The 20,251-nt window shown below is 67.3% G+C and carries 17 protein-coding genes, 1 tRNA gene and 2 pseudogenes; 3 read left to right on the plus strand and 17 right to left on the minus strand.

What is annotated here, in order from left to right:
• Positions 1-6: 6 nt before the first annotated feature.
• Positions 7-1,494, minus strand: a complete 1,488-nt coding sequence (locus ABMA10_RS12815; RefSeq protein ID WP_347869092.1) for a DHA2 family efflux MFS transporter permease subunit — start codon at positions 1,492-1,494, stop codon at positions 7-9.
• 167 nt (positions 1,495-1,661) lie between these two features.
• Here ABMA10_RS12815 and ABMA10_RS12820 point away from each other — a divergent pair.
• Positions 1,662-2,488, plus strand: a pseudogene (locus tag ABMA10_RS12820) (aldo/keto reductase).
• A 66-nt stretch (positions 2,489-2,554) separates the two neighbouring features.
• On the opposite strand, the gene ABMA10_RS12825 reads toward ABMA10_RS12820, so the two are convergent.
• The 10 genes from ABMA10_RS12825 to rplU all read right to left on the minus strand — a co-directional run bounded on the left by ABMA10_RS12825 (position 2,555) and on the right by rplU (position 9,691).
• Positions 2,555-2,630 (minus strand) — tRNA-Ala (locus ABMA10_RS12825).
• Positions 2,631-2,737: 107 nt separating this feature from the next.
• Positions 2,738-3,115 (minus strand): ribosome silencing factor, encoded by a 378-nt coding sequence (gene rsfS, locus ABMA10_RS12830; protein ID WP_431030604.1) that lies wholly within the window; start codon positions 3,113-3,115, stop codon positions 2,738-2,740.
• A gap of 54 nt (positions 3,116-3,169) precedes the next feature.
• A complete protein-coding gene (locus ABMA10_RS12835; protein ID WP_431030605.1) occupies positions 3,170-4,456 on the minus strand; it encodes a hypothetical protein in 1,287 nt (428 codons plus the stop codon).
• A complete protein-coding gene (gene nadD, locus ABMA10_RS12840; protein ID WP_347869088.1) occupies positions 4,453-5,070 on the minus strand; it encodes a nicotinate-nucleotide adenylyltransferase in 618 nt (205 codons plus the stop codon). The genes ABMA10_RS12835 and nadD overlap by 4 nt, the downstream gene beginning before the upstream one ends.
• A 10-nt stretch (positions 5,071-5,080) precedes the next feature.
• A complete protein-coding gene (locus ABMA10_RS12845; protein ID WP_347869087.1) occupies positions 5,081-5,290 on the minus strand; it encodes a hypothetical protein in 210 nt (69 codons plus the stop codon).
• A gap of 48 nt (positions 5,291-5,338) precedes the next feature.
• On the minus strand, positions 5,339-6,607 hold the full coding sequence (locus ABMA10_RS12850; protein WP_347869086.1) for a glutamate-5-semialdehyde dehydrogenase: 1,269 nt from the start codon (positions 6,605-6,607) through the stop codon (positions 5,339-5,341).
• 55 nt (positions 6,608-6,662) lie between these two features.
• Positions 6,663-7,442: a glutamate 5-kinase gene (gene proB, locus ABMA10_RS12855; RefSeq protein ID WP_347869085.1), complete on the minus strand. Its 780-nt coding sequence runs from the start codon at positions 7,440-7,442 to the stop codon at positions 6,663-6,665.
• Positions 7,439-9,010 (minus strand): GTPase ObgE, encoded by a 1,572-nt coding sequence (obgE, locus tag ABMA10_RS12860; protein ID WP_347869084.1) that lies wholly within the window; start codon positions 9,008-9,010, stop codon positions 7,439-7,441. Before obgE ends, proB begins: the two co-directional genes overlap by 4 nt.
• A gap of 94 nt (positions 9,011-9,104) precedes the next feature.
• On the minus strand, positions 9,105-9,362 hold the full coding sequence (gene rpmA, locus ABMA10_RS12865; RefSeq protein WP_347869083.1) for a 50S ribosomal protein L27: 258 nt from the start codon (positions 9,360-9,362) through the stop codon (positions 9,105-9,107).
• A gap of 20 nt (positions 9,363-9,382) precedes the next feature.
• Positions 9,383-9,691 (minus strand): 50S ribosomal protein L21, encoded by a 309-nt coding sequence (rplU, locus tag ABMA10_RS12870; RefSeq protein ID WP_347869082.1) that lies wholly within the window; start codon positions 9,689-9,691, stop codon positions 9,383-9,385.
• A 375-nt stretch (positions 9,692-10,066) separates the two neighbouring features.
• On the opposite strand from rplU, the pseudogene ABMA10_RS12875 reads away from it, so the two are divergent.
• Positions 10,067-10,315: pseudogene (locus ABMA10_RS12875) on the plus strand (DUF4031 domain-containing protein); the annotation flags it as partial.
• A gap of 23 nt (positions 10,316-10,338) precedes the next feature.
• On the opposite strand, the gene ABMA10_RS12880 reads toward ABMA10_RS12875, so the two are convergent.
• Complete coding sequence (locus ABMA10_RS12880) at positions 10,339-12,747, minus strand: Rne/Rng family ribonuclease (protein WP_414693678.1); 2,409 nt, start codon at positions 12,745-12,747, stop codon at positions 10,339-10,341.
• Positions 12,748-13,059: 312 nt separating this feature from the next.
• On the opposite strand from ABMA10_RS12880, the gene ABMA10_RS12885 reads away from it, so the two are divergent.
• Positions 13,060-13,659, plus strand: a complete 600-nt coding sequence (locus tag ABMA10_RS12885; RefSeq protein ID WP_347869080.1) for a vitamin K epoxide reductase family protein — start codon at positions 13,060-13,062, stop codon at positions 13,657-13,659.
• Between the two features lie 95 nt (positions 13,660-13,754).
• Here the strand turns inward: ABMA10_RS12885 and ndk are convergent, their stop codons facing one another.
• The 5 genes from ndk to ABMA10_RS12910 all read right to left on the minus strand — a co-directional run bounded on the left by ndk (position 13,755) and on the right by ABMA10_RS12910 (position 20,173).
• Positions 13,755-14,171, minus strand: coding sequence for a nucleoside-diphosphate kinase (gene ndk, locus ABMA10_RS12890; RefSeq protein ID WP_347869079.1), 417 nt, complete (start codon positions 14,169-14,171; stop codon positions 13,755-13,757).
• Positions 14,172-14,173: 2 nt separating this feature from the next.
• Positions 14,174-14,548: a DUF4233 domain-containing protein gene (locus ABMA10_RS12895; protein WP_431030606.1), complete on the minus strand. Its 375-nt coding sequence runs from the start codon at positions 14,546-14,548 to the stop codon at positions 14,174-14,176.
• The gene (locus tag ABMA10_RS12900; protein WP_347869077.1) at positions 14,545-15,906 is read right to left on the minus strand and encodes a bifunctional folylpolyglutamate synthase/dihydrofolate synthase; all 1,362 of its coding nucleotides are present in this window, start codon (positions 15,904-15,906) and stop codon (positions 14,545-14,547) included. The genes ABMA10_RS12895 and ABMA10_RS12900 overlap by 4 nt, the downstream gene beginning before the upstream one ends.
• Positions 15,896-19,279, minus strand: coding sequence for an isoleucine--tRNA ligase (gene ileS / locus ABMA10_RS12905; RefSeq protein ID WP_347869076.1), 3,384 nt, complete (start codon positions 19,277-19,279; stop codon positions 15,896-15,898). The genes ABMA10_RS12900 and ileS overlap by 11 nt, the downstream gene beginning before the upstream one ends.
• Before the next feature lie 249 nt (positions 19,280-19,528).
• Positions 19,529-20,173 (minus strand): TetR/AcrR family transcriptional regulator, encoded by a 645-nt coding sequence (locus tag ABMA10_RS12910; protein ID WP_347869075.1) that lies wholly within the window; start codon positions 20,171-20,173, stop codon positions 19,529-19,531.
• Between the last annotated feature and the right edge of the window lie 78 nt (positions 20,174-20,251).

Genomic DNA, 20,251 nt, shown 5'->3' on the forward strand with positions numbered 1-20,251 from the left:
CCCTGCTCAGTGACCGCTGTGGCTTCGTCCGACCGGCTCCGCGGGTCGGCGGATCAGGAAGGACGCCACGATCGCGAGCAGTGACAGGGCTGCACCACAGACGAAAGCGGCCTGCACCCCCGCCGCTGCTGCGTCCAGTGGGCTGCTTCCCGCGGCGACACGAGCCGCAGCCGTCGTCGACATCATCGTGATGAACAGCGCAGTGCCGGCAGCACCCGCGAGCTGTTGCACCGTACCGACGATCGCGCTGCCGTGCGGGTACAGCTCGGTTCGGAGCGACCCGAGCGCGGACGTGAGCAACGGGGTGAACATGAAGGCGAGACCGGCACTCAACAGGACGTGCACGCCGATGATCATGCCGATGGGACTGCCGACGCCGAGCATCGTGAACATCCACAAGGAGGCGCTCACGGCGAACGCTCCGGGGATGACGAGCGGACGAGGACCGAAACGGTCGAAGAGCGACCCGACCAGAGGCGCCAGTGCGGCCATCGTCGCACCACCCGGCAGGAGGAGCAGTCCGGTCGTGAGGGTGTCGAGGCGGAGCACGTTCTGCAGATAGATCGGCAGGACGATCAGCGAGCCGAAGAGGGCCATCATGACGATCGCGACGAGGATGATCGAGACCGTGAAGGTGCGGTTCGCGAAGGTGCGCAGATCCATGAACGCCCGGTCCTCGCGCACCAGGACGAGCTGTCGCAGGACGAATCCGGCCAGTGCGAGGACGCCGACCCCCAACGGGATCCACACCGGCATCAGCGCGTGCCCCTCAGCGGATTCGCCGATGCTGCTCAATCCGAAGATCAGTCCTCCGAAGGCGAACGCTGACAGGACCAGGGAGAAGACGTCGAAGCGCACTCGTCGTGGTTCCGTCACGTTGCGGACGAGCACGGCGCCGAGGACGAGCGCGATCACCGCGATCGGCAGCACGATCCAGAACATCCAGCGCCAATCGAGCACGCTGAGGATGAGGCCGGAGACCGTCGGCCCGACGGCCGGTGCGACCGAGATGACGATCGAGATCGCCCCCATTGTCCGTCCGCGGGCTGCGACCGGGACGACGTTGAGCACCGTCGTCATCAGCAAGGGCATCATGATCGCGGTGCCGCTCGCCTGGACGACTCGGCCGAGCAGCAGCACACCGAAGCCTGGCGACAACGCGGCGATCAGCGTTCCCGCACTGAACAGGACCATCGCGGTGATGAACATCGTGCGGAGTGTGAACCGCTCGAGGAGGAATCCTGTCGCCGGGATGATGACGGCCATCGTCAGCATGAACCCGGTCGTGAGCCACTGGGCCGAACTGGCCGTGATGTCCAGATCCTGCATGAGGCGCGGAAGTGCGACGCTCATGATCGTCTCATTGAGGATGACGACGAATGCGGAGACCAGCAGCAACCCGATGAGGAGCTTCGATCCGGGTGGCAGGCGGTCCTCGTCAGTGGCGCTCGTCGGCACCGAACCAGTCGGGTTCGGCAGAGTCTCGGTCGTCATCGCGGTGTCATCCTCATCGTGGCCTGCGGTTGGTCGCGGGATGCTGTCGCGCCCCTCCTCAGAGGTCAAGCAGTACCGAGGCGGGCGTATTCCCTCGATATGTCGACACGTTACGCGGAGGGCGAAGGCGGTTCCCCTCGGCAGCGCCCCGGTGCCAGCATGGACCCATGACTGTTCCCACCATCACCCTCAACGACGGCCACACGATCCCCCAACTCGGCTTCGGCGTCTTCCTCGTCGACCCGAAGGAAGCAGAACGCATCGTCACGGATGCACTCGAGGTCGGATACCGCCACATCGACACCGCAGCCATCTACAAGAACGAGGAGGGTGTCGGCGCCGCTCTCGCGAAGTCGGGCATTCCTCGTGACGAGCTGTTCATCACCACGAAGCGCTGGAACGATCGCCACCAGAAGGCGTCGGCGCATGCCGCGATCGACGAGAGCCTCGACAAGCTCGGTCTCGACCACGTCGATCTGTACCTCACCCACTGGCCGACGCCGGGCAAGGACGACTACCTGGAGGCCTGGCTCGCACTGGAGGAGATCAAGGCTGCCGGGAAGACCCGTTCGATCGGTGTCTCCAACCACCAGGTCGAGCACCTCGAGAAGCTGCTCGCGAACTCCGCAACCGTGCCGGCCGTCAACCAGATCGAACTGCACCCCGCCTTCGCGCAGCGTGAGCTGCGCGCGTTCGGAGCCGAGCACGGCATCCACATCGAGTCCTGGGGCCCCTCGGACAGGGCAAGTATGACCTCTTCGGCGAGGAAGCTGTGTCCCGAGCGGCAACCGCCCACGGTGTGACACCGGCTCAGGTCGTCATCCGTTGGCACCTGCAGAACGGTCTGATCGTCTTCCCGAAGTCGAACTCCCGTGAACGCATCGCTCAGAACTTCGATGTCTTCGGCTTCGAACTGACTCCGGACGAGATCGCCGCTCTTGACGGCCTCGACACAGGGAAGCGTGTCGGCAGCCACCCGGACGAGGTCAACTGACCTCGCTGCAGAGCTGGAACGAGAGAATCCCCGCGGATCAGACGATCCGCGGGGATTCTCTCGGTTTGGTGGATCTGAGGGGACTCGAACCCCTGACCCCCTGCATGCCATGCAGGTGCGCTACCAGCTGCGCCACAGACCCATATTCATGTTCCTTCCGCCATCTGTTTCAGCGGAAGCAACTTGAATAGGTTACTACATCTCGAGAGCGGTTGTGACCACTTTCCCGGCCCCGGGACCGACGAATCGTCAGTTGGCCGGCTGCGGAGCCGCGGAGACCAGCGGGATGACGGGGCAGTCCTTCCACAGGCGCTCGAGCGAGTAGTACATCCGCTCCTCCTCGTGGAAGACGTGCACGACGACCTCGCCGAAGTCGAGCAGGATCCAACGACCCTCGGATTTTCCCTCGCGGCGCAGCGTCTTCACGCCGCTCTCGTTGAGGCGGCCTTCGATCTCGCCTGCGACGGCGACGACGTTGCGTTCGCTCCGGCCGGTGACGAGCAGGAAGGCATCGACGAACGGCAGCGGGCCGGAGACGTCCAGCGCGACGAGATCCTCGCCGCCCTTGGATTCGCCCGCGGTCGCCGCGAGCTGCACGGCGTCGAGCGTGGTGTCGGACAGGGTCATGTGTGTACTCCTCTGACGACCGCAGCGAGTGCGATCGGATGAAAGACGACGAGGCTAGAACGCTCCGCCGAGGAAACCGATGATGAGCACCGCGATGACACCCGCGGCGAGTACCGCCGCGGCGATCGCGAGGGTCATCAACAGCTTGTTGCTCTGATTGGTGGTGGCCGGGACGACGTCGCGCGTCGATCCGTGGCTGCTCACGGCTTTGCTCGCTGCGACGGGCGACGCCGCCGTGACGGAAGCCGGAAGCTCGTCGCCCTCGATGAGGCGGTCGATACCCGCCCCGTCGAAGTGATTGGGGTCCTGACCGGACGAGCCGAGCCCGCGCGGCAGATCGATGGTGCCGGTGATGAGGATCTCGCCCGTCGAGTTCGACGTCGCGCCGGCCTCGGCCTGAGCCGGGGCGACCGGGATGATGAGTGAACTCGTCGTGATCTGGCCCGTCGTGGCCATGCCGTTGCCCAGCAGATCCTCGAACGCGACACCGGTGTCTGCTTGAGAGGCCTTCTCCGCCTCGAGCGCGGCCACGAGCATCGAATCCCGGCCGAAACCCTTCGACAGCGTCGACGCCGGGTCCTCGGAGATGTCGTCGCGATCCGAGACGTCGAAGAGGGAACCGGTCGGGACGACCGTCTCGGCGACGGGTGCCTGCGGAACCGGCGCAGCGGTCTGCGCTGAGCGCGCCTTCTCGGCCCGCTCGGCTGCGGCGGCCTGCTCGGCCGCCTTCGCTGCGGCCCGATCAGATGCTGCGCGTTCCGCAGCCGCCTGCTGTGCAGCCTTGCGGTCGTCGGTTTCCTTGCGCTCGGCAGCCTGACGGTCCTTCGCCTGCTGACGGTCTGCTGCAGCCTTGGCGTCGGCCTCGGCTGCCGCAGCCTTCGCCGCTTGCTGCTTGGCAGCCTTGCTCTGCTTCTGAGACGGTGCGACGACCTGCTCAGCGGGACGTGGTGGGAGCGCGACCTGTGGAGCGGGGTCTTCGACCGGGGGCGCGACTGCCGCCGCGGGCGCGGGGATCTGTTCGATCGAACCGGTGCGCTCGAGCTCGCGCAACTGTCGACGGGTCAGTCCACCCGTCGACGACGGAGCCGGAGCGCCTGCCGCGGACGGAGGACGTGTGGACGAAGCCGCGGATGCGGGTGCAGCCGCGGACGGCTCGGGCCGCTGTGCAGTCGAGCTGTCCGGCGTGGGCTGCGGGATCTCGCCAGCGGCGACGGGTTCCGAGGTCGACGCGCGCCGTCGGCGCGAGGTCGTCTCGGGCGCTTCGTCCGTCGACGGAATCTGCTGCTGGCTCTCTCGGGCCTGACGCCTCGTCAGGGGCGCGTCCTCTGGCAACGCGGTCATGTGGCTTCACTCCGATACAGGTGGTGCTTGGTGATGTACTGCACGACACCGTCGGGAACCAGATACCAGACCGGAAAGCCTTTGCTCACCCGGCTCCGGCAATCCGTCGACGATATCGCTAGGGCCGGAACTTCCAACAAGCTTACGTCGTGCTGAGGCAATCCGGAAACGTTCAAATCGTGTCCCGGTCGACTCACAGCAACGAAGTGCGCCAGTTCCCACACCTCACGCACGTCTTTCCAGCTGAGGATCTGCGCGATGGCGTCCGCGCCGGTGATGAAGAACAGCTCCGCTTCCGGGCGCTTGCGATGCAGATCTCTGAGCGTGTCGATCGTGTACGTGGGTCCTGCGCGGTCGATGTCCACTCGACTCACGGTGAACCGCGGGTTCGCGGCCGTGGCGATGACCGTCATGAGGTATCGGTGCTCGCTGTCGCTGACGCCGGACTTCCGGTACGGCATTCCGGTCGGCACGAAGACGACCTCGTCGAGGTCGAAATGCTGGGCGACCTCTGAGGCCGCGACCAGGTGACCATGATGGATCGGATCGAACGTCCCACCCATGACCCCGATCCGTGGACGGCGCGTCGCCGGTTCGGCGACGGTCGCGCTCACGCCGGACAGCTTAGTGACCGTGCTCGCCGTGAGCGTCGTGCGCGCCGACCTTGTCACTGTGACGGTTGGCGACGTCTCGGTAGCTGAAGGTGACCGCACCGAGGATCGCGAAGAGGACGAGAGCGACCGCGCCGAACACCCAGGTGGGTGCGGCGAGTTCGACGGCATGCTCCGACTCGGCCAGAACGGTAGCAGCCAGTACGGACGCGGCAATCGACATGATCTCTCCTTCTGTAGGCGTCACCCGACGCCTGGACCAGTCTAGCGACTACCGGCGGGTGTGCCCCGAACCACGCACGAGCCACTTCGTACTCGTCAACTCGGGAAGTCCCATGGGGCCACGAGCATGGAGTTTCTGCGTCGAGATGCCGACCTCGGCACCGAACCCGAACTCCGCACCATCGGTGAAGCGCGTGGACGCGTTCACCATGACCACGGCGGAGTCGACCTCCGCCAGGAAGCGGTCGGCGTTGACGACGCTGTTCGTGATGATGGAGTCGGTGTGCCCGGTGGAGTACTCGTCGATGTGTTCGAGTGCCGCGTCGAGGTCGTCGACCACGCGAACGGACAGCTCGAGCGACATGTGCTCAGTCGCCCAATCGTCCTCGACCGCCGGAACCGAGTCCGGGAAGATCGCTCGCGCCCGCTCGTCCGCGTGGAGCAGGACCCCATGGTCGCGGAGATCCCCGAGCACTGCGGGCAGCAGGCGCTCGGCCGAGTCCGCGTGCACGAGGATCGTCTCAAGTGCGTTGCAGACCGACGGCCGTTGCACCTTGGCGTTGCGGACGATGTCGACAGCCCAATCGACATCGGCGGTCTCGTCGAGGAAGACGTGCACCACGCCGGCGCCCGTCTCGATCACGGGGACGGTCGAATCACGGATCACGGTCTCGATGAGCGCGGCGCTCCCCCGCGGGATCAGGACGTCGATCAGCCCACGCGCATGCATCAGTTGCTTCGCGCCGTCGCGCCCGAACGCGTCGATGGTCTGGATGGCGTCACCCGGGAGCCCGACCGATTCGAGGGCGTCCTGCAACAGCCCGACGAGCACTGCGTTGGACTGCGCGGCCGCGGAACCGCCACGGAGGACCACGGCGTTCCCACTCTTCACGGCCAGGGCGGCGATGTCCACGGTCACGTTGGGACGCGCCTCGTAGATCGCACCGACGACACCGAACGGTACCCGCACCTGCTCGAGTTTGACGCCGTCCGGCGTCGTGCTGCCGCGGACGACCTGCCCGACGGGGTCGACGATCGCGATGACGTCGCGAACCGCCTCGGCGAGGCCGTTGATCCGACCGTGGTCGAGGCGCAGGCGGTCCTGCAGGCCGGCACTCAGTCCGTTCTCGCGACCGTTCGCGAGATCCAGCGCGTTTGCTGCGATGATCGCGTCCGCACCGCTCACCACTGCATCGGCGATGGCCGCCAGCGCTCGATTCTTCTGCGCGGTGTTCGCCTGCGCGAGCACTCGAGAGGCGCGCTTCGCGGCGGCGAGCCGATCTGCGAGCGGGAGCACGGTGGAGAGGGAGTCCGACATGGGTCGATTCTACTGAGCACCGCCGGACCGTTTGCCCGCATGACGGACGCCGGGCTCAGGCCGACTGGAACCAGGTTCCGAGATGGTCGCCGTTCAGCGCTCCGGAGACATTGGCGGTCGAGGTCACGAGGACCGAGGTTCCGGCCTCTGCGGCCAGACGCGCAGCCGACACCTTCGTTCCCGCTCCACCAGTGCCGACGCCGGCGGAACCGATGTCGCCGAAGGTCACGCCGCTGAGGGCGTCACCGAACGGCACCTCCTCGATGCGCTCGGCGCCTGCCTCGTGAGGCGGCCGTGTGTACAGTGCGTCGACATCGCTCAGGAGGATGAGGACGTCGGCAGCCACGAGCACCGAGACGAGCGCGGCAAGTCGATCGTTGTCGCCGAAGCGGATCTCGTGCGTCGCGACCGTGTCGTTCTCGTTCACGATCGGCAGGATCCGCAGCCCGAGCAGCCGTTCCATCGCACGCTGGGCGTTGCTCCGGTGGCTCGGATTCTCGAGATCACCCGCCGTCAGGAGTACTTGGCCGGCGACGATCCCGAAGCGGTCGAGACTGTCCTGGTAGCGGTAGATGAGGACGTTCTGCCCGACTGCCGCTGCGGCCTGCTGCGTCGCCAGATCACTCGGGCGTGCGTCCAGGCGCAGGTAGGGCATACCGGTCGCGATCGCGCCGGAGGAGACCAGGATGACCTCCGTGCCGCGAGCGTGTGCGCTCGCCAGCGCCTCGACCAGCGCAGCGATCTGTCCGGCGTTGTCGCCGCTGATCGAGGAGGAACCGACCTTCACGACGATACGACGCGCCGTCGGGATACCGCTGCGCTGGGGGATGGTCACCGTTCGTCGTCCTCCGACACGCCACCCTCGGTCTGGGCGTCGGCCGGCACGGAGCCGACTTCGAAACCTTCGTCATCGTTCCAGAGACCGGCAGCGCGTTCGCGGAGCAGCTCCTCACGAGCGGCGGCCTTCGCATCCATGCGCTCGAAGTACTCGTCTCGGCGCTGGTTGCGTGTGGGACGGTGACTCGCGTCGAGACGCGGATCAGTTCCACGGGGCTGCGTGAGCAGCTCGGCGGTGCTGGTGAGTGTGGGCTCCCAGTCGAAGACCACTCCTCCCCCGGCCCCGATCATGACGGTCGCGCCAGCCACAGCACCGGCCTTGAACAGCGCCTCTTCGACACCGAGCTTCGCGAGGCGGTCGGCGAGGAAGCCGACGGCCTCCTCGTTGTTGAACTCCGTCTGCTGGACCCACCGCTCCGGCTTCGCGCCGAGGATGCGGTACAGGTTGCCGTAGGTGCCACCCTCGACGGTGACCGTGAACTTCGAGTCGTCGACGGCCTTCGGGCGGAGCACGATACGTGGCTTCGCCGCATCTGCAGCCGCAATGACCCGGCTCTCCTCGACGAGTTCGCCGAGCGCGAAGGACAGCTGACGCAGACCCTCGCGCGACACGGTCGATATCTCGAAGGCACGGTAACCGCGGGCTTCGAGGTCCTCGCGGAGGAACTCCGCGAGCTCGCGGGCCTCCGGGACGTCGATCTTGTTCAGTGCGATGAGCTGCGGTCGTTCGACAAGGGGCGTCTGACCCTCGGGGACAGGGTAGGCAGCGAGCTCAGCGAGGATGATGTCGAGGTCGCTGATCGGGTCACGACCCGGATCGAGCGTCGCGCAGTCGAGGACATGCAGGAGTGCCGAGCAGCGCTCGACGTGGCGGAGGAACTCGAGGCCGAGTCCCTTGCCCTCGCTCGCGCCCTCGATGAGGCCTGGCACGTCGGCGACGGTGTATCGGACGTCGCCGGCTTCGACGACACCGAGGTTCGGGTGAAGCGTCGTGAACGGGTAGTCGGCGATCTTCGGCTTCGCTGCGGACAATGCGGCGATCAGGCTCGACTTGCCGGCCGAGGGGTATCCCACGAGTGCGACGTCTGCCACGGTCTTGAGCTCGAGGAGGACGTCACCCTCCCAACCGAGCGTGCCGAGGAGCGCGAAGCCGGGCGCTTTGCGCTTCGTGGACGACAGAGCCGCGTTGCCGAGGCCGCCGAGGCCTCCAGGAGCGACGACGAACTCCATCCCGGGTTCGTCGAAGTCGATGAGTTCGTTGCCCTCGACGTCCTTGACGACGGTGCCGACGGGCACGGGGAGCACGAGCGTCTCGCCCTGGAACCCGTTGCGGTGGTCGCCCATGCCGAAGCCGCCGGTGTCGGAACTCCGGTGCGGTGAGCGGTGGTACCCGAGCAGCGTTGTGACCTGAGGGTCTGAGACGAGCATGATGTCGCCACCGTGTCCGCCGTTACCCCCATCAGGGCCGGCCAGCGGCTTGAACTTCTCGCGCTTCACGGAGACGCAGCCGTTGCCGCCGTTTCCCGCTCGCAGGTGCAGTGTGACCCGGTCGACGAATGTGACCATGGACGCTCAGCCCCTCTCTTGAATCATGTTGCTTCGGTTGTACGACAGCAGGGGGCGGGCCGAAGCCCGCCCCCTGCTGGAAAGATCGTTGGTGCTACTCTGCAGCAGCGACAATGTTGACGACCTTGCGGCCGCCCTTCTGGCCGAACTGCACGGAGCCGGCTTCGAGAGCGAACAGCGTGTCGTCGCCACCACGGCCGACGTTGGCGCCGGGGTGGAAGTGCGTTCCGCGCTGACGGACGAGGATCTCGCCCGCGAGGACGACCTGGCCGCCGAAGCGCTTCACACCGAGACGCTGTGCGTTGGAGTCACGACCGTTGCGAGTCGAACTCGCACCCTTCTTGTGTGCCATCTCTTCTTCTCCTCGATGCCTTACTTGATGCCGGTGATCTTGACGCGCGTGAGCTCCTGACGGTGCCCCTGACGCTTCTTGTAACCGGTCTTGTTCTTGAACTTCTGGATGACGATCTTCGGACCGCGGAGGTTTTCGAGCACCTCGGCCGTCACCGTGATCTTCGCGAGCGACTTCGCGTCGGAGATGATGTTCTCACCGTCGACGTGGAGCACCGCGGGAAGCTCGATGTTGCCATCCTTGTCGGCCTTGACCCGGTCCATCGTGACGATGGTTCCGATCTCGACCTTCTCCTGCCGTCCTCCGGCGCGCACAACTGCGTAAACCACTACGTACCCGTTCTTTGGGGAGCGAAACGCTCCGACTGACTGTTGCTGGAAGTTACTGCGCGGAAAGGTTCGAACACGTGGGACACCTTGATGGCAGAAAACCGTGGGTGTGGCATATAAAACTCAATGCACACCAACGGTCGAGTTTACTTCATCGTGTTGCCCAGGTCAAACCAGCGGGAACGATCCATCGAGATGGACCAGGTTCTTCGCGGCTCCCACACCGGGCGCACCAGGCAAGTGTACCCCGCGCTCCCCTGAACGATCACCGGGTGGGCGGCGCATCCCGGCGTTCCGGGAATCCGCGAGGACCGCTGATGGTTGGATGGGAGCATGACCGTGCTCATCGATCCCCCGCTGTAGCCGGCACACGGCACACTCTGGTCCCACGTGGTGAGCGACACCTCGCTCGAGGAGCTGCACGCCTTCGCGGGACGGACGGGCCTCCCCGAGCGGTCCTTCGACCTGGACCACTACGACGTGCCCGCCGACCGACACGCCTCGCTCGTGGCCGCCGGGGCCGTCGCGGTCACCGCCGGCGATCTCGTCCGCCGTCTCATCGCCAGCGGCCTGCGCATCACCGAACGCGAACGGCGCGCCTCCAGAGGAGACGCGCCGTCCTGACCGGTGCGTTGCCGGGTATTCGGCTATTCAGCCAGACGCTGCGCGCCGTCCGAACCGACGGCCTGCCCGCCCGCGAGTGACGCGGTCGACACACGACGACTGCGACCGCGCCCCTGACCCGGCTTCTTCGGCTCGGGCAATGCGTCCAGCACGGAGTCGAGCAGACGCTCGGGATCCACGACGGCGGAACGTCGCGGCTTCTCGGCGGCAGGTGCGATCGGCAGGTCGAGCAGCGACAGCGTCGGAGCGGCGGACTCTGCTGCAGGCTCGCGCGAACGGTCCTCTGCTGCACCTCGACGCGACTCGTCGCCGGCACGACGACGGGGCTCGCGCTTCTCGCGTCGGCTTCGTCGACCCTCATGCTGGTGCACAGCCGGCGCTTCGGAACGCTCGTCCTGCTGCCCGCCCTCAGACTCCTGCGAGCTCGGCTCGACAGCCGCTGCCTCGGCGGCGACGGCCTCAGCGGCCGCCTGCTCCTCATGGTGCAGCGTCCGGGCGGCGATCAACGCGAGGGCGTTCTTCGCGTCGTCGGTGATGCCGTGCGTCTGGCCGGGCTGCTTCTGCGGCGAGCTCGATGCACCGGAGGAGGCCTGCTGTGTGCCGGCAGACGCACCGCCCTTGCCCCCACGACGGCGCTGCTGCTCCGGCTGCGGGGTCTGCCGGTGCTTGACGACGGGATCGTGGTGCACGACGACTCCTCGACCCGCGCAGACCTCGCACGGCTCGCTGAACGTCTCGAGCAGGCCGAGGCCGAGCTTCTTGCGCGTCATCTGGACGAGACCCAAGGAGGTGACCTCGGCGACCTGGTGCTTCGTGCGGTCGCGGCTCAAACACTCGACGAGGCGCCGCAACACGAGGTCGCGGTTCGACTCGAGGACCATGTCGATGAAGTCGACGACGATGATGCCGCCGATGTCGCGCAGCCGGAGCTGACGCACGACCTCTTCAGCTGCCTCGAGGTTGTTCTTCGTGACGGTCTCCTCCAGGTTGCCGCCGGAGCCGACGAACTTTCCGGTGTTGACGTCGACCACGGTCATGGCCTCGGTCCGGTCGATGACGAGCGATCCGCCGGACGGCAGCCAGACCTTGCGATCGAGCGCCTTCTCGATCTGCTCGGCGATGCGGTACTCCACGAAGGAGTCGCCCGTGCCGTCATAGGCCTCCACGCGCTCCAAGAGGTCGGGTGCGACGCCGCGGAGGTAGCTCTGGATGTCCTGCAGGGCGTCCGAGCCCTGGATGACGAGCTTGTGGAAGTCTTCGTTGAAGACGTCGCGGATGATCTTGATGAGCAGGTCCGGCTCGCTGTGGAGCAGGGCAGGTGCCTGTACGGAGTCGATCTGACGGGAGATCTCAGCCCACTGCGACTTCAGCCGCGTGACGTCGAGCGTCAACTGCTCCTCGGTCGCGCCCTCGGCAGCGGTGCGGACGATGACACCGACGTTCTCCGGGAGCACCTCCTTGAGGATCTTCTTCAGGCGAGCACGCTCAGTGTCGGGGAGCTTCCGCGAGATACCGTTCATCGAGCCGTTCGGCACATAGACGAGGTACCGGCCCGGGAGCGAGACCTGGCTCGTGAGTCGGGCGCCCTTGTGGCCGACCGGGTCCTTCGTGACCTGCACCAGCACCTTGTCGCCGCCCTTGAGCGCGAGCTCGATGCGACGCGGCTGATTCCCCGTCTCGACGGAGTCCCAGTCGACCTCACCCGAGTAGAGGACTGCGTTGCGCCCGCGACCGATGTCGACGAACGCCGCCTCCATGCTCGGCAGGACGTTCTGCACGCGACCGAGGTACACGTTCCCGATGAGCGACGCCTCCTGGCTGCGCGCGACGTAGTGCTCCACGAGCACGCCGTCCTCGAGCACACCGATCTGGGTCTTGCCGTTCTTCGAGCGGACCACCATCACGCGGTCGACCGACTCACGGCGCGCGAGGAACTCGGCCTCGGTGACGACAGGGCGGCGGCGGCCGGCGTCACGGCCGTCGCGGCGTCGCTGCTTCTTCGCCTCGAGCCTCGTCGAACCGCGGACCTTCTGCGGCTCGGTGATGAGCTCCGGCTCACGGGGCGTCCGCACCTTCACGACGTTCCGGGTGTCGGCTCGCGGCTCGTTGCGCTCACCCTGTTCCGGGCCGTCCTCCCCGGCACGACGACGCGTGCGTCGTCGTGAGGAGCTGAGTTCCGCTTCCAGCGGCTCGTCCTCGCGGAGGACGACGGGTGGCAGATCCGGTGCCTGGAACAGCAGCAGGGTCGTCGGCGGACGCACCGCGGCGGCGGGAGCCGGCTCGGTGCTCGACTCGTCGGGCGCCTCTTCGGCGACGACGGCCGCCGATTCGGCTGCTCCGTCGGCCTCGGGCGTCAGCGCCTCGGTCTGCTGGTCGATCGGTTCGTGGTCGGTACCCGGCGTGGCCGGGTCCTCGGTGTGCTCATTCACCATTCCTGGTGTACTCCCCTATGCCGGGTCGGCGGCCGCGCCACCGTCCGGTTCTTCATCTCGTGCGGACCGCTGCGTGTGCAGCCGTTCGCAAATCCTGTGTGATCGCTGGCTCTCGGAGCTCTCACGATCGTGCCGGCACGTGCCGGCGGTTCCTGGGCTCTCATTGCCCAAACAAGCCTTCGTGTCGTGCGGTCGAGCGCGGCTCGGTGCACAACCCCTCGATTATCGCACGAACGCGGCCCGGTGGACCTGAGCGCGGTCGGCCCGGGCATGTCCGGGTCCACTCGCAGCACGGCGTGCGAGAATCGGGGCGTGTCAATACCGATCATCGATGCGCGCCCCAAGGGCCTCGCGATCTTCCTCATCCTCGCGGGCTCGATCGGGTGGTTCGCGGCGTTCGCGCTCACCCTCGACAAGTTCCAGCTCCTCGAGAACCCTGATGCGCAGCTCGGCTGCAACTTCAGCATCCTGGTGCAGTGCGGCCGCAACCTGGAGTCATGGCAGGGCTCGGTACTCGGCTTCCCGAACCCCATCCTCGGTCTCGCGGGATGGATCGCCCCGATCGCCGTCGGTGTCGCGATCCTCGCCGGCGCCCGTTTCGCGCGGTGGTTCTGGGTCGCCTTCAACATCGGGCTGCTCGGCGCGATCGGGTTCGTCATCTGGCTCATCTCCCAGAGCATCTTCGTGCTCGGAACGCTGTGCCCGTGGTGCATGGTCACCTGGTCCGTCACCATTCCGACATTCATCCTGGTGACGGCGTTCAGCTTGAAGAACGACGTGTTCCCCGCATCCCCCACCGTCCGCCGGATCGCGGGTGTGGTCACGTCCTGGATCGTCGTCGTGACCCTGGCGTGCTACCTCGTCGTCGCGATCATCGCGCAGTTGCGTCTCGACGTGCTGTCCTACCTGTGAAGGCGCTGCGGCCCGGCCTGGCCGGTCGGCCGGCACGACGAAGCCCGTCCCCGCGCAGCGCGGAGGACGGGCTTCGTGTGTTCAGGCGCTGCGACTCACGCGAACCAGAGCGCGAGCTCGCGCGAGGCTGATTCGGTGCTGTCCGAACCGTGCACGAGGTTCTGCTGGACCTTCAGTCCCCAGTCGCGACCGAAGTCGCCACGGATGGTCCCCGGGGCCGCCGTCGTCGGGTCGGTGGTTCCGGCGAGGACTCGGAAACCCTCGATGACGCGGTTGCCGGCGACACGGATCGCGACGACCGGGCCGCTCAGCATGAACTCGACGAGCGGCTCGTAGAACGGCTTGCCCTCGTGCTCCGCATAGTGCGCAGCGAGGAGCTCACGGTCGGGCTCGACCATGCGCAGGTCGACGAGGGAGTAGCCCTTCGCCTCGATCCGGCGGAGGATCTCGCCGGTCAGGTTGCGCGCGACGCCGTCGGGCTTCACGAGTACCAGGGTTTCTTCAACAGCCACGGTCAATCCTTCGTCTCTCGGTAGAACGCCTGCTGGCGCTCGATCTTGTCGCCTTGGACCATCGCATAGGTCCAGACGGCTGCCGCCATGCCACCGACGAGGAACATCATCGGCACGAGCAGACCGGTAGCCACGATAGCGGCTTGCACCGCCCAGCCCAGCCAATATCCCCAGCGGAATCGCAGGAGCGGGATCGTCGCGACGATGATGAGACAGAGGACTGCGCCGCCGATCAGCGCGACCGGGGCAGGCAGCGCTTTGAGTCCGAAGATCACCAGCGAACCGAGGAACATCACGATCAGCTCGAAGCCGAGGATGATCGATCCGAGGGTCTGCTTGATACTCCGCGGTGCGCGGGAACGCGCCATGCCGCTCATGCCGTCGCCTTCCACTCACGATCGTCGGCGATCTCCATCGCCTCACCGACGAGGGTGATGGACCCGGTGATGACGACGAGACGCCGCGGAGCCTCCTCGGCCCAGCGTCTCGCATCCTCCGCGGCCTCGTCCAGCGTCTCCGCGAAGCTCGACGCCGGGAGCTCCAGCGATGCCGCGAGGCGGCTGAGTTCTTCGGCGGGGATCGCACGCTCGGACTCGGACTGTGTGAAGAAGAACCCTGCTGCGGCCGGCGCGAGCGTCGTCAGGATGCCTGCCGCGTCCTTGTCCTGCAGGATGCCCACGACGAAGGCGACCTCGTCGACGTCGAAGTAGCTCCCGAGCGCCGCCACCAGCGACGCCGCCCCGTGTGGGTTGTGGGCCGCATCGACCAGGACGGTCGGATCGGTACCGACGAGCTGCAGGCGCCCCGGGGACGCGACCTCGGTGAGACCTTCCGCGAGGACGTCCTCGGCGAGAGGCTGCGTGCCACCACCCAGGAAGGCTTCGACTGCTGCGATCGCGAGCGTCGCGTTCCGACCCTGGTGGTCGCCGTAGAGCGGCAGGTACAACTCGGGATAGGTCCCGGCCCGGCCACGGACCGTGATGAGCTGACCCCCGACGGCCACCGAGTCCTGTTCGAGCGCGAACTCCGCCCCCTCGAATGCGATCGGGTCGGATACCGCAGCGGCAGCCTCGACGAGGGCGCGCTGAGCGGCGGGGTGCTGAGCGGCCGAGACCACTTGAGCACCCGGCTTGATGATGCCGGCCTTGGTCCGTGCGATCTCCTCGATCGTCGAGCCGAGGCGCTGCATGTGATCGAGGTCGATGGGAGCGAAGACGGCGACCTCGGCATCTGCGGCGTTGGTGGAGTCCCATGCACCGCCCATCCCGACCTCCACGACCGCGACGTCGACCGGTGCGTCACCGAAGCACGCGAAACCGAGGACGGTGAGTGCCTCGAAGAAGGTGAGCGCGGGCTCTCCCGCAGCCTCCAGTTCTGCGTCCACCATGGCCAGATACGGTCGGATGTCCTCCCAGTTACGGGCGACGGCCTCGTCCGACACACGTTCGCCGTCGATCCCGATCCGCTCGGTGAACCGGACCAGGTGCGGGCTGGTGAAGAGTCCCGTGCGGAGTCCGTGGGCTCGCAGGATGCTCTCGATCATGCGCGCTGTGCTGGTCTTGCCGTTGGTTCCGGCGATCTGGATGATCGAGAAGGAGGCCTCTGGGTTGCCCAGCAGTTCCAATGCGCGCTTGGTGGCGCCGAGCCTCGGCTGAGGCTGCGCCTCGCCGAGCCGCTCCAGCAGTTCCCGGTAGACGGCGTCTGCCGCTTCAGCGGTCGTCAGGTCATCGGACATCTGCGGTCTCCTCCGAACGGATGAGGGTGACGGTGAAGTCACCGGTGTTGCCGAACTTGCCGGCGGCGAACGACTGCGCGAAACCGGTCCCGGCGAGTGCCCCCAGTTCCCCGGTCCATCCGAGCGATGCCGCGAGGGTGTCACCGGCGATGTCGACGACACCGAGCGCGCTGCGCACGGCCTGCTCGTCGGCATCCTGGGCGAACGTGAGGTTGAGCGAGATGCGATCGTTGACCTGCAGGGCTGCGGCCTTGCGGGTGTCCTGGACTGCCCGGATGACGTCGCGGGCGAGCCCCTCTGCCTCGAGCTCAGGCGTGAGCGTCGTCTCGAGGAGGACGAACCCGCCCGAGGGCAGGAGCGCGAGCGCGACTCCGCCGTCGGCGTCCGACGATGCCTCCATGACGAGTTCGTACTCGCCGGCCACGAGCTCGATCCCCCCGGCCGTCACGACGCCGTCGACCTCGCTCCAGTCACCCGTGCGGGCACCGGCGATCGCCTGCTGCACGGTCTTGCCCAGACGGGGGCCTGCGGCCCTCGCGTTGACGGACAGTCGGGACGTGACGCCGAACTCCGTGGCGCTCGTGTCGGTGAGCTGCGCGAAGGACACCGCCTTGAGGTTGAGCTCCTCACGCAGGATCGCCTCGAACGGCGCGAGCGCGCTCGGGTCGGGCGTGACGACCGTGAGCTGCGCGAGCGGCAACCGCACGCGGAGACCGGCCTGCTTGCGCAGCGCGAGTGCGACCCCGGAGATCTCGCGGACGCGGTCCATCGCCACGACGAGCGCCGCGTCTTCGGGATACGCCTCGGCGAGGGGCCAGTCGGCGAGGTGCACGCTGCGCTCACCCGTCAGGCCCGTCCAGACCTGCTCGGTGATGAGCGGCAGCAGGGGCGCTGCGACGCGGGAGAACGTCTCGAGCACGGTGTACATGGTGTCGAACGCGTCGCGATCGAGCTCGCCGCCGTCGGTCGCCCAGAATCGGTCGCGCGAACGGCGCACGTACCAGTTGGTCAGCACGTCGGCGAAGTCGCGCAGCGACGCTGCGGCGAGCGTGGCGTCGAAGGCCTCGAGGTGGTCGGTGACCGTGACGATGAGCTCCCGGGTCTTCGCGAGGATGTACCGGTCGAGCACGTCCGTCGAGTCGGTGCGCCACACGGCGTCGTAGCCGCCGGGAACCGCGGTGTTGGCGTACAGCGAGAAGAAGTACCAGCTGTTCCAGAGTGGGAGCATCACCTGCCGGACGCCCTCGCGGATGCCCTCCTCCGTCACGACGAGGTTTCCGCCGCGGAGCACGGAGCTCGACATGAGGAACCAGCGCATGGCGTCGGATCCGTCGCGGTCGAACACCTCGTTGACGTCCGGGTAGTTCCGCAACGACTTCGACATCTTCTGGCCGTCGCTGCCGAGCACGATGCCGTGGCTCACGACGCTCGTGAACGCGGGACGGTCGAACAGTGCGGTCGACAAGACATGGAGCAGGTAGAACCAGCCGCGCGTCTGGCCGATGTACTCCACGATGAAGTCCGCCGGGCTGTGGGAGTCGAACCATTCACGGTTCTCGAACGGATAGTGCACCTGCGCGAACGGCATCGAACCGGAGTCGAACCAGACGTCGAGGACGTCGGTGATGCGGCGCATCGTCGACCGCCCGGTGGGATCGTCGGGGTTCGGGCGCGTCAGCTCGTCGATGTACGGGCGGTGCAGGTCCGTCGGGCGCACGCCGAAGTCGGCCTCGAGCTCGTCGAGCGAGCCGTAGACGTCGATGCGCGGATACGCGGGGTCGTCGCTCTTCCACACCGGGATGGGTGAGCCCCAGTACCGGTTGCGGCTGATCGACCAGTCGCGGGCCCCGGCGAGCCACTTGCCGAACTGACCGTCCTTGACGTTCTCCGGCACCCAGGTGATCTCCTGGTTCAGCTCCTCCATGCGGTCGCGGAACTCCGGTACCCGGACGAACCAGCTGGAGACCGCCTTGTAGATGAGGGGCTGCTTGCAGCGCCAGCAGTGCGGGTAGGAGTGCTCGTAGCTCGCCTGACGGAGCAATCGGCCCTGCGCCTTGAGCAACTGTGTGAGCGGCTTGTTCGCGTCGAAGACCTGCAGGCCGGCGACGTCGGCGACCTCGGGAAGGAACCGTCCGCCGTCGTCGACGGAGACGATCACCGGGATACCCGCGGCCTCGCAGACCTTCTGGTCCTCCTCGCCGTAGGCAGGAGCCTGGTGCACGACACCGGTGCCGTCCTCGGTCGACACGTAGTCGGCCACGAGGATCTGCCAGGCCTGCTGCGTGCCCCACTCCTCGGTGTCCGCGTAGTAGTCCCAGAGGCGGTCGTAGGAGACGCCGTCGAGCTCGCGGCCGAGCACCGTGCGCGAGACGGCGGCCGTCGCGTCGGCCGCCGAGTCGTAGCCGAGGTCCTTGGCGTAGTTGCCGAGCAGGGCCGACGCGATCAGGTACTCGCCGCCGAGGACCTCCGTCGCGGCGTGGGCGTCACCCTCCTCGCGGAGGACGGTCGCGTCCGGCGTGCCGTTCGGTCCGGCCGGGACGACGGCGTACACGATGTCGGGGCCGACGGCGAGAGCGGCGTTCGTCGGGAGGGTCCAGGGCGTCGTGGTCCAGGCGAGGGCTCGCACGGCGGTGAGGCCGAGGCTCTCGGCCTTCGGCCCGACGAGCGGGAAGGTCACGGTCACGGTCTGGTCCTGGCGCATGCGGTAGACGTCGTCGTCCATGCGCAGCTCGTGGTTCGACAGCGGCGTCTGGTCGCGCCAGCAGTACGGGAGCACGCGGTATCCCTCGTACGCGAGACCCTTGTCGTGGAGTTGCTTGAACGCCCAGATGACGGATTCCATGTAGGTGACGTCGAGCGTCTTGTAATCGTGCTCGAAGTCGACCCAGCGGGCCTGCCGCGTGACATAGGCCTGCCATTCCTCCGTGTACCGGAGCACCGAGTCTCGGGCGACCTGGTTGAAGGCGGCGAGTCCCATCTCGTCGATCTGACGCTTGTCGGTGATGCCGAGCTGCCGTTCAGCCTCGAGTTCCGCAGGGAGACCGTGCGTGTCCCAGCCGAACCGACGGTGCACCTGCTTGCCGCGCATGGTCTGGAAGCGCGGGAACAGGTCCTTCGCGTAGCCGGTGAGGAGGTGCCCGTAGTGCGGCAGACCGTTCGCGAACGGGGGGCCGTCGTAGAAGACCCACTCGGGTGCGCCCTCGCGCTGGTCGATCGACGCCTGGAACGTGTCGTCGGCGGCCCATCGCGCCAGAACGCCCTCTTCGATCGATGGGAAGCTCGGCGACGGTGTCACGCCGAACGCGGCGCCGTTCGACGCCGACTCGCCTGCCGTCGGTGCTGCGGTCGGTTCGTGGGACTTCGGGTAGCTCATCGTTCTCCTGGCAGGTCTCGTGGGTCCTGCGAGGACGCCGGCTCGGCCGACGCGGTACCACCCCGCTTGCGCCTCCACCCGGAGTCGCCGCTCTGCACCGGCTGTGACGGGCCTGCCCCGCTCGGTTCTACTTGACGGCCGCAGAGCGGCCGCTGTTCTTCCGAGGACTCCCCGGTGATGGCCGGATCGATGTCGCTCCTGCAATGGTACAGCTTGGAAGCGCGCCGGTGGCGCGAGGGACGACGGGGTTCAGCGCACGCCGTCTGCAGCCGCGAGGGCCCGGCCGTACCCGTCGACGACCGGTTCGATCGCACGGCGCAGATAGTCTCTGAGCTCGCCGCGCGTGACACCTGCGGCCGCCCACGCGCCGGCGCCCGCCACAACGGCTCCCGCAGTCGCTGCAGCCGCAGCCCGGATGGTCAACTCGTCGGCCTCCGCCGTGTGACGTGCGAGGAAGACGCGGAGCACCGCCTGCAATCGGAGGAGCCGTTCAAGGCCGGACGCCTGGAGTTCCCATGCCGTGTCCATCAGCTCGATCTGCGTCAGCGCCCAGGGCACGGCGCCGTTCGAGCGCTCCTCGGCCATGCCGAGGAGCGCCGAACCGAGCGCCGGCATCGCGGTGGCCGCATCCGTGGGCAGTCGTGGGACGCGTGCTGCGAGCGCCCGTTCGAGTCCGGCGAGCGCCGCGTCGACGTCGACCCAGAGGACGTCGCTCTTGGATCCGAAGTAGTTGAAGAAGGTGTTGCGACTGACGCCTGCCCTGCTGGCGATCTGGTCGACGGTGGTGCCCGGATACCCCTGCTCCAGGAAGAGCTCCGCCGCGGCCTCCTCCAGGATGCGCTGGGAGGATCGTCGAGGACGGCCGACGCCGTTGCGCGCTGCTGGACGTTCCACGTGCGTTCCTTCCGTCGTCAGCGAGCCTAGCCGTCGGCCGCCGCCCAGGGGGCGGGTGCCGTTCTCCAGCCTCTATGC

This window comes from Plantibacter sp. RU18, from assembly GCF_050613355.1.
Lineage (GTDB): Bacteria > Actinomycetota > Actinomycetes > Actinomycetales > Microbacteriaceae > Plantibacter.

Excerpts from the sequence above, each read along its gene's own strand:
- ABMA10_RS12815 (WP_347869092.1), bottom strand. The coding sequence starts at position 1,494 with ATGACGACCGAGACTCTGCCGAACCCGACTGGTTCGGTGCCGACGAGC.
- rsfS (WP_431030604.1), bottom strand. The coding sequence starts at position 3,115 with ATGACCCTGTCCGACACCACGCTCGACGCCGTGCAGCTCGCGGCGACC.
- ABMA10_RS12835 (WP_431030605.1), bottom strand. The coding sequence starts at position 4,456 with ATGACCGCGTTGCCAGAGGACGCGCCCCTGACGAGGCGTCAGGCCCGA.
- ABMA10_RS12845 (WP_347869087.1), bottom strand. The coding sequence starts at position 5,290 with ATGTCGATTGCCGCGTCCGTACTGGCTGCTACCGTTCTGGCCGAGTCG.
- ABMA10_RS12850 (WP_347869086.1), bottom strand. The coding sequence starts at position 6,607 with ATGTCGGACTCCCTCTCCACCGTGCTCCCGCTCGCAGATCGGCTCGCC.
- obgE (WP_347869084.1), bottom strand. The coding sequence starts at position 9,010 with ATGGTCACATTCGTCGACCGGGTCACACTGCACCTGCGAGCGGGAAAC.
- rpmA (WP_347869083.1), bottom strand. The coding sequence starts at position 9,362 with ATGGCACACAAGAAGGGTGCGAGTTCGACTCGCAACGGTCGTGACTCC.
- ABMA10_RS12880 (WP_414693678.1), bottom strand. The coding sequence starts at position 12,747 with ATGGTGAATGAGCACACCGAGGACCCGGCCACGCCGGGTACCGACCAC.
- ABMA10_RS12895 (WP_431030606.1), bottom strand. The coding sequence starts at position 14,548 with ATGAGCGGCATGGCGCGTTCCCGCGCACCGCGGAGTATCAAGCAGACC.
- ABMA10_RS12900 (WP_347869077.1), bottom strand. The coding sequence starts at position 15,906 with ATGTCCGATGACCTGACGACCGCTGAAGCGGCAGACGCCGTCTACCGG.
- ileS (WP_347869076.1), bottom strand. The coding sequence starts at position 19,279 with ATGAGCTACCCGAAGTCCCACGAACCGACCGCAGCACCGACGGCAGGC.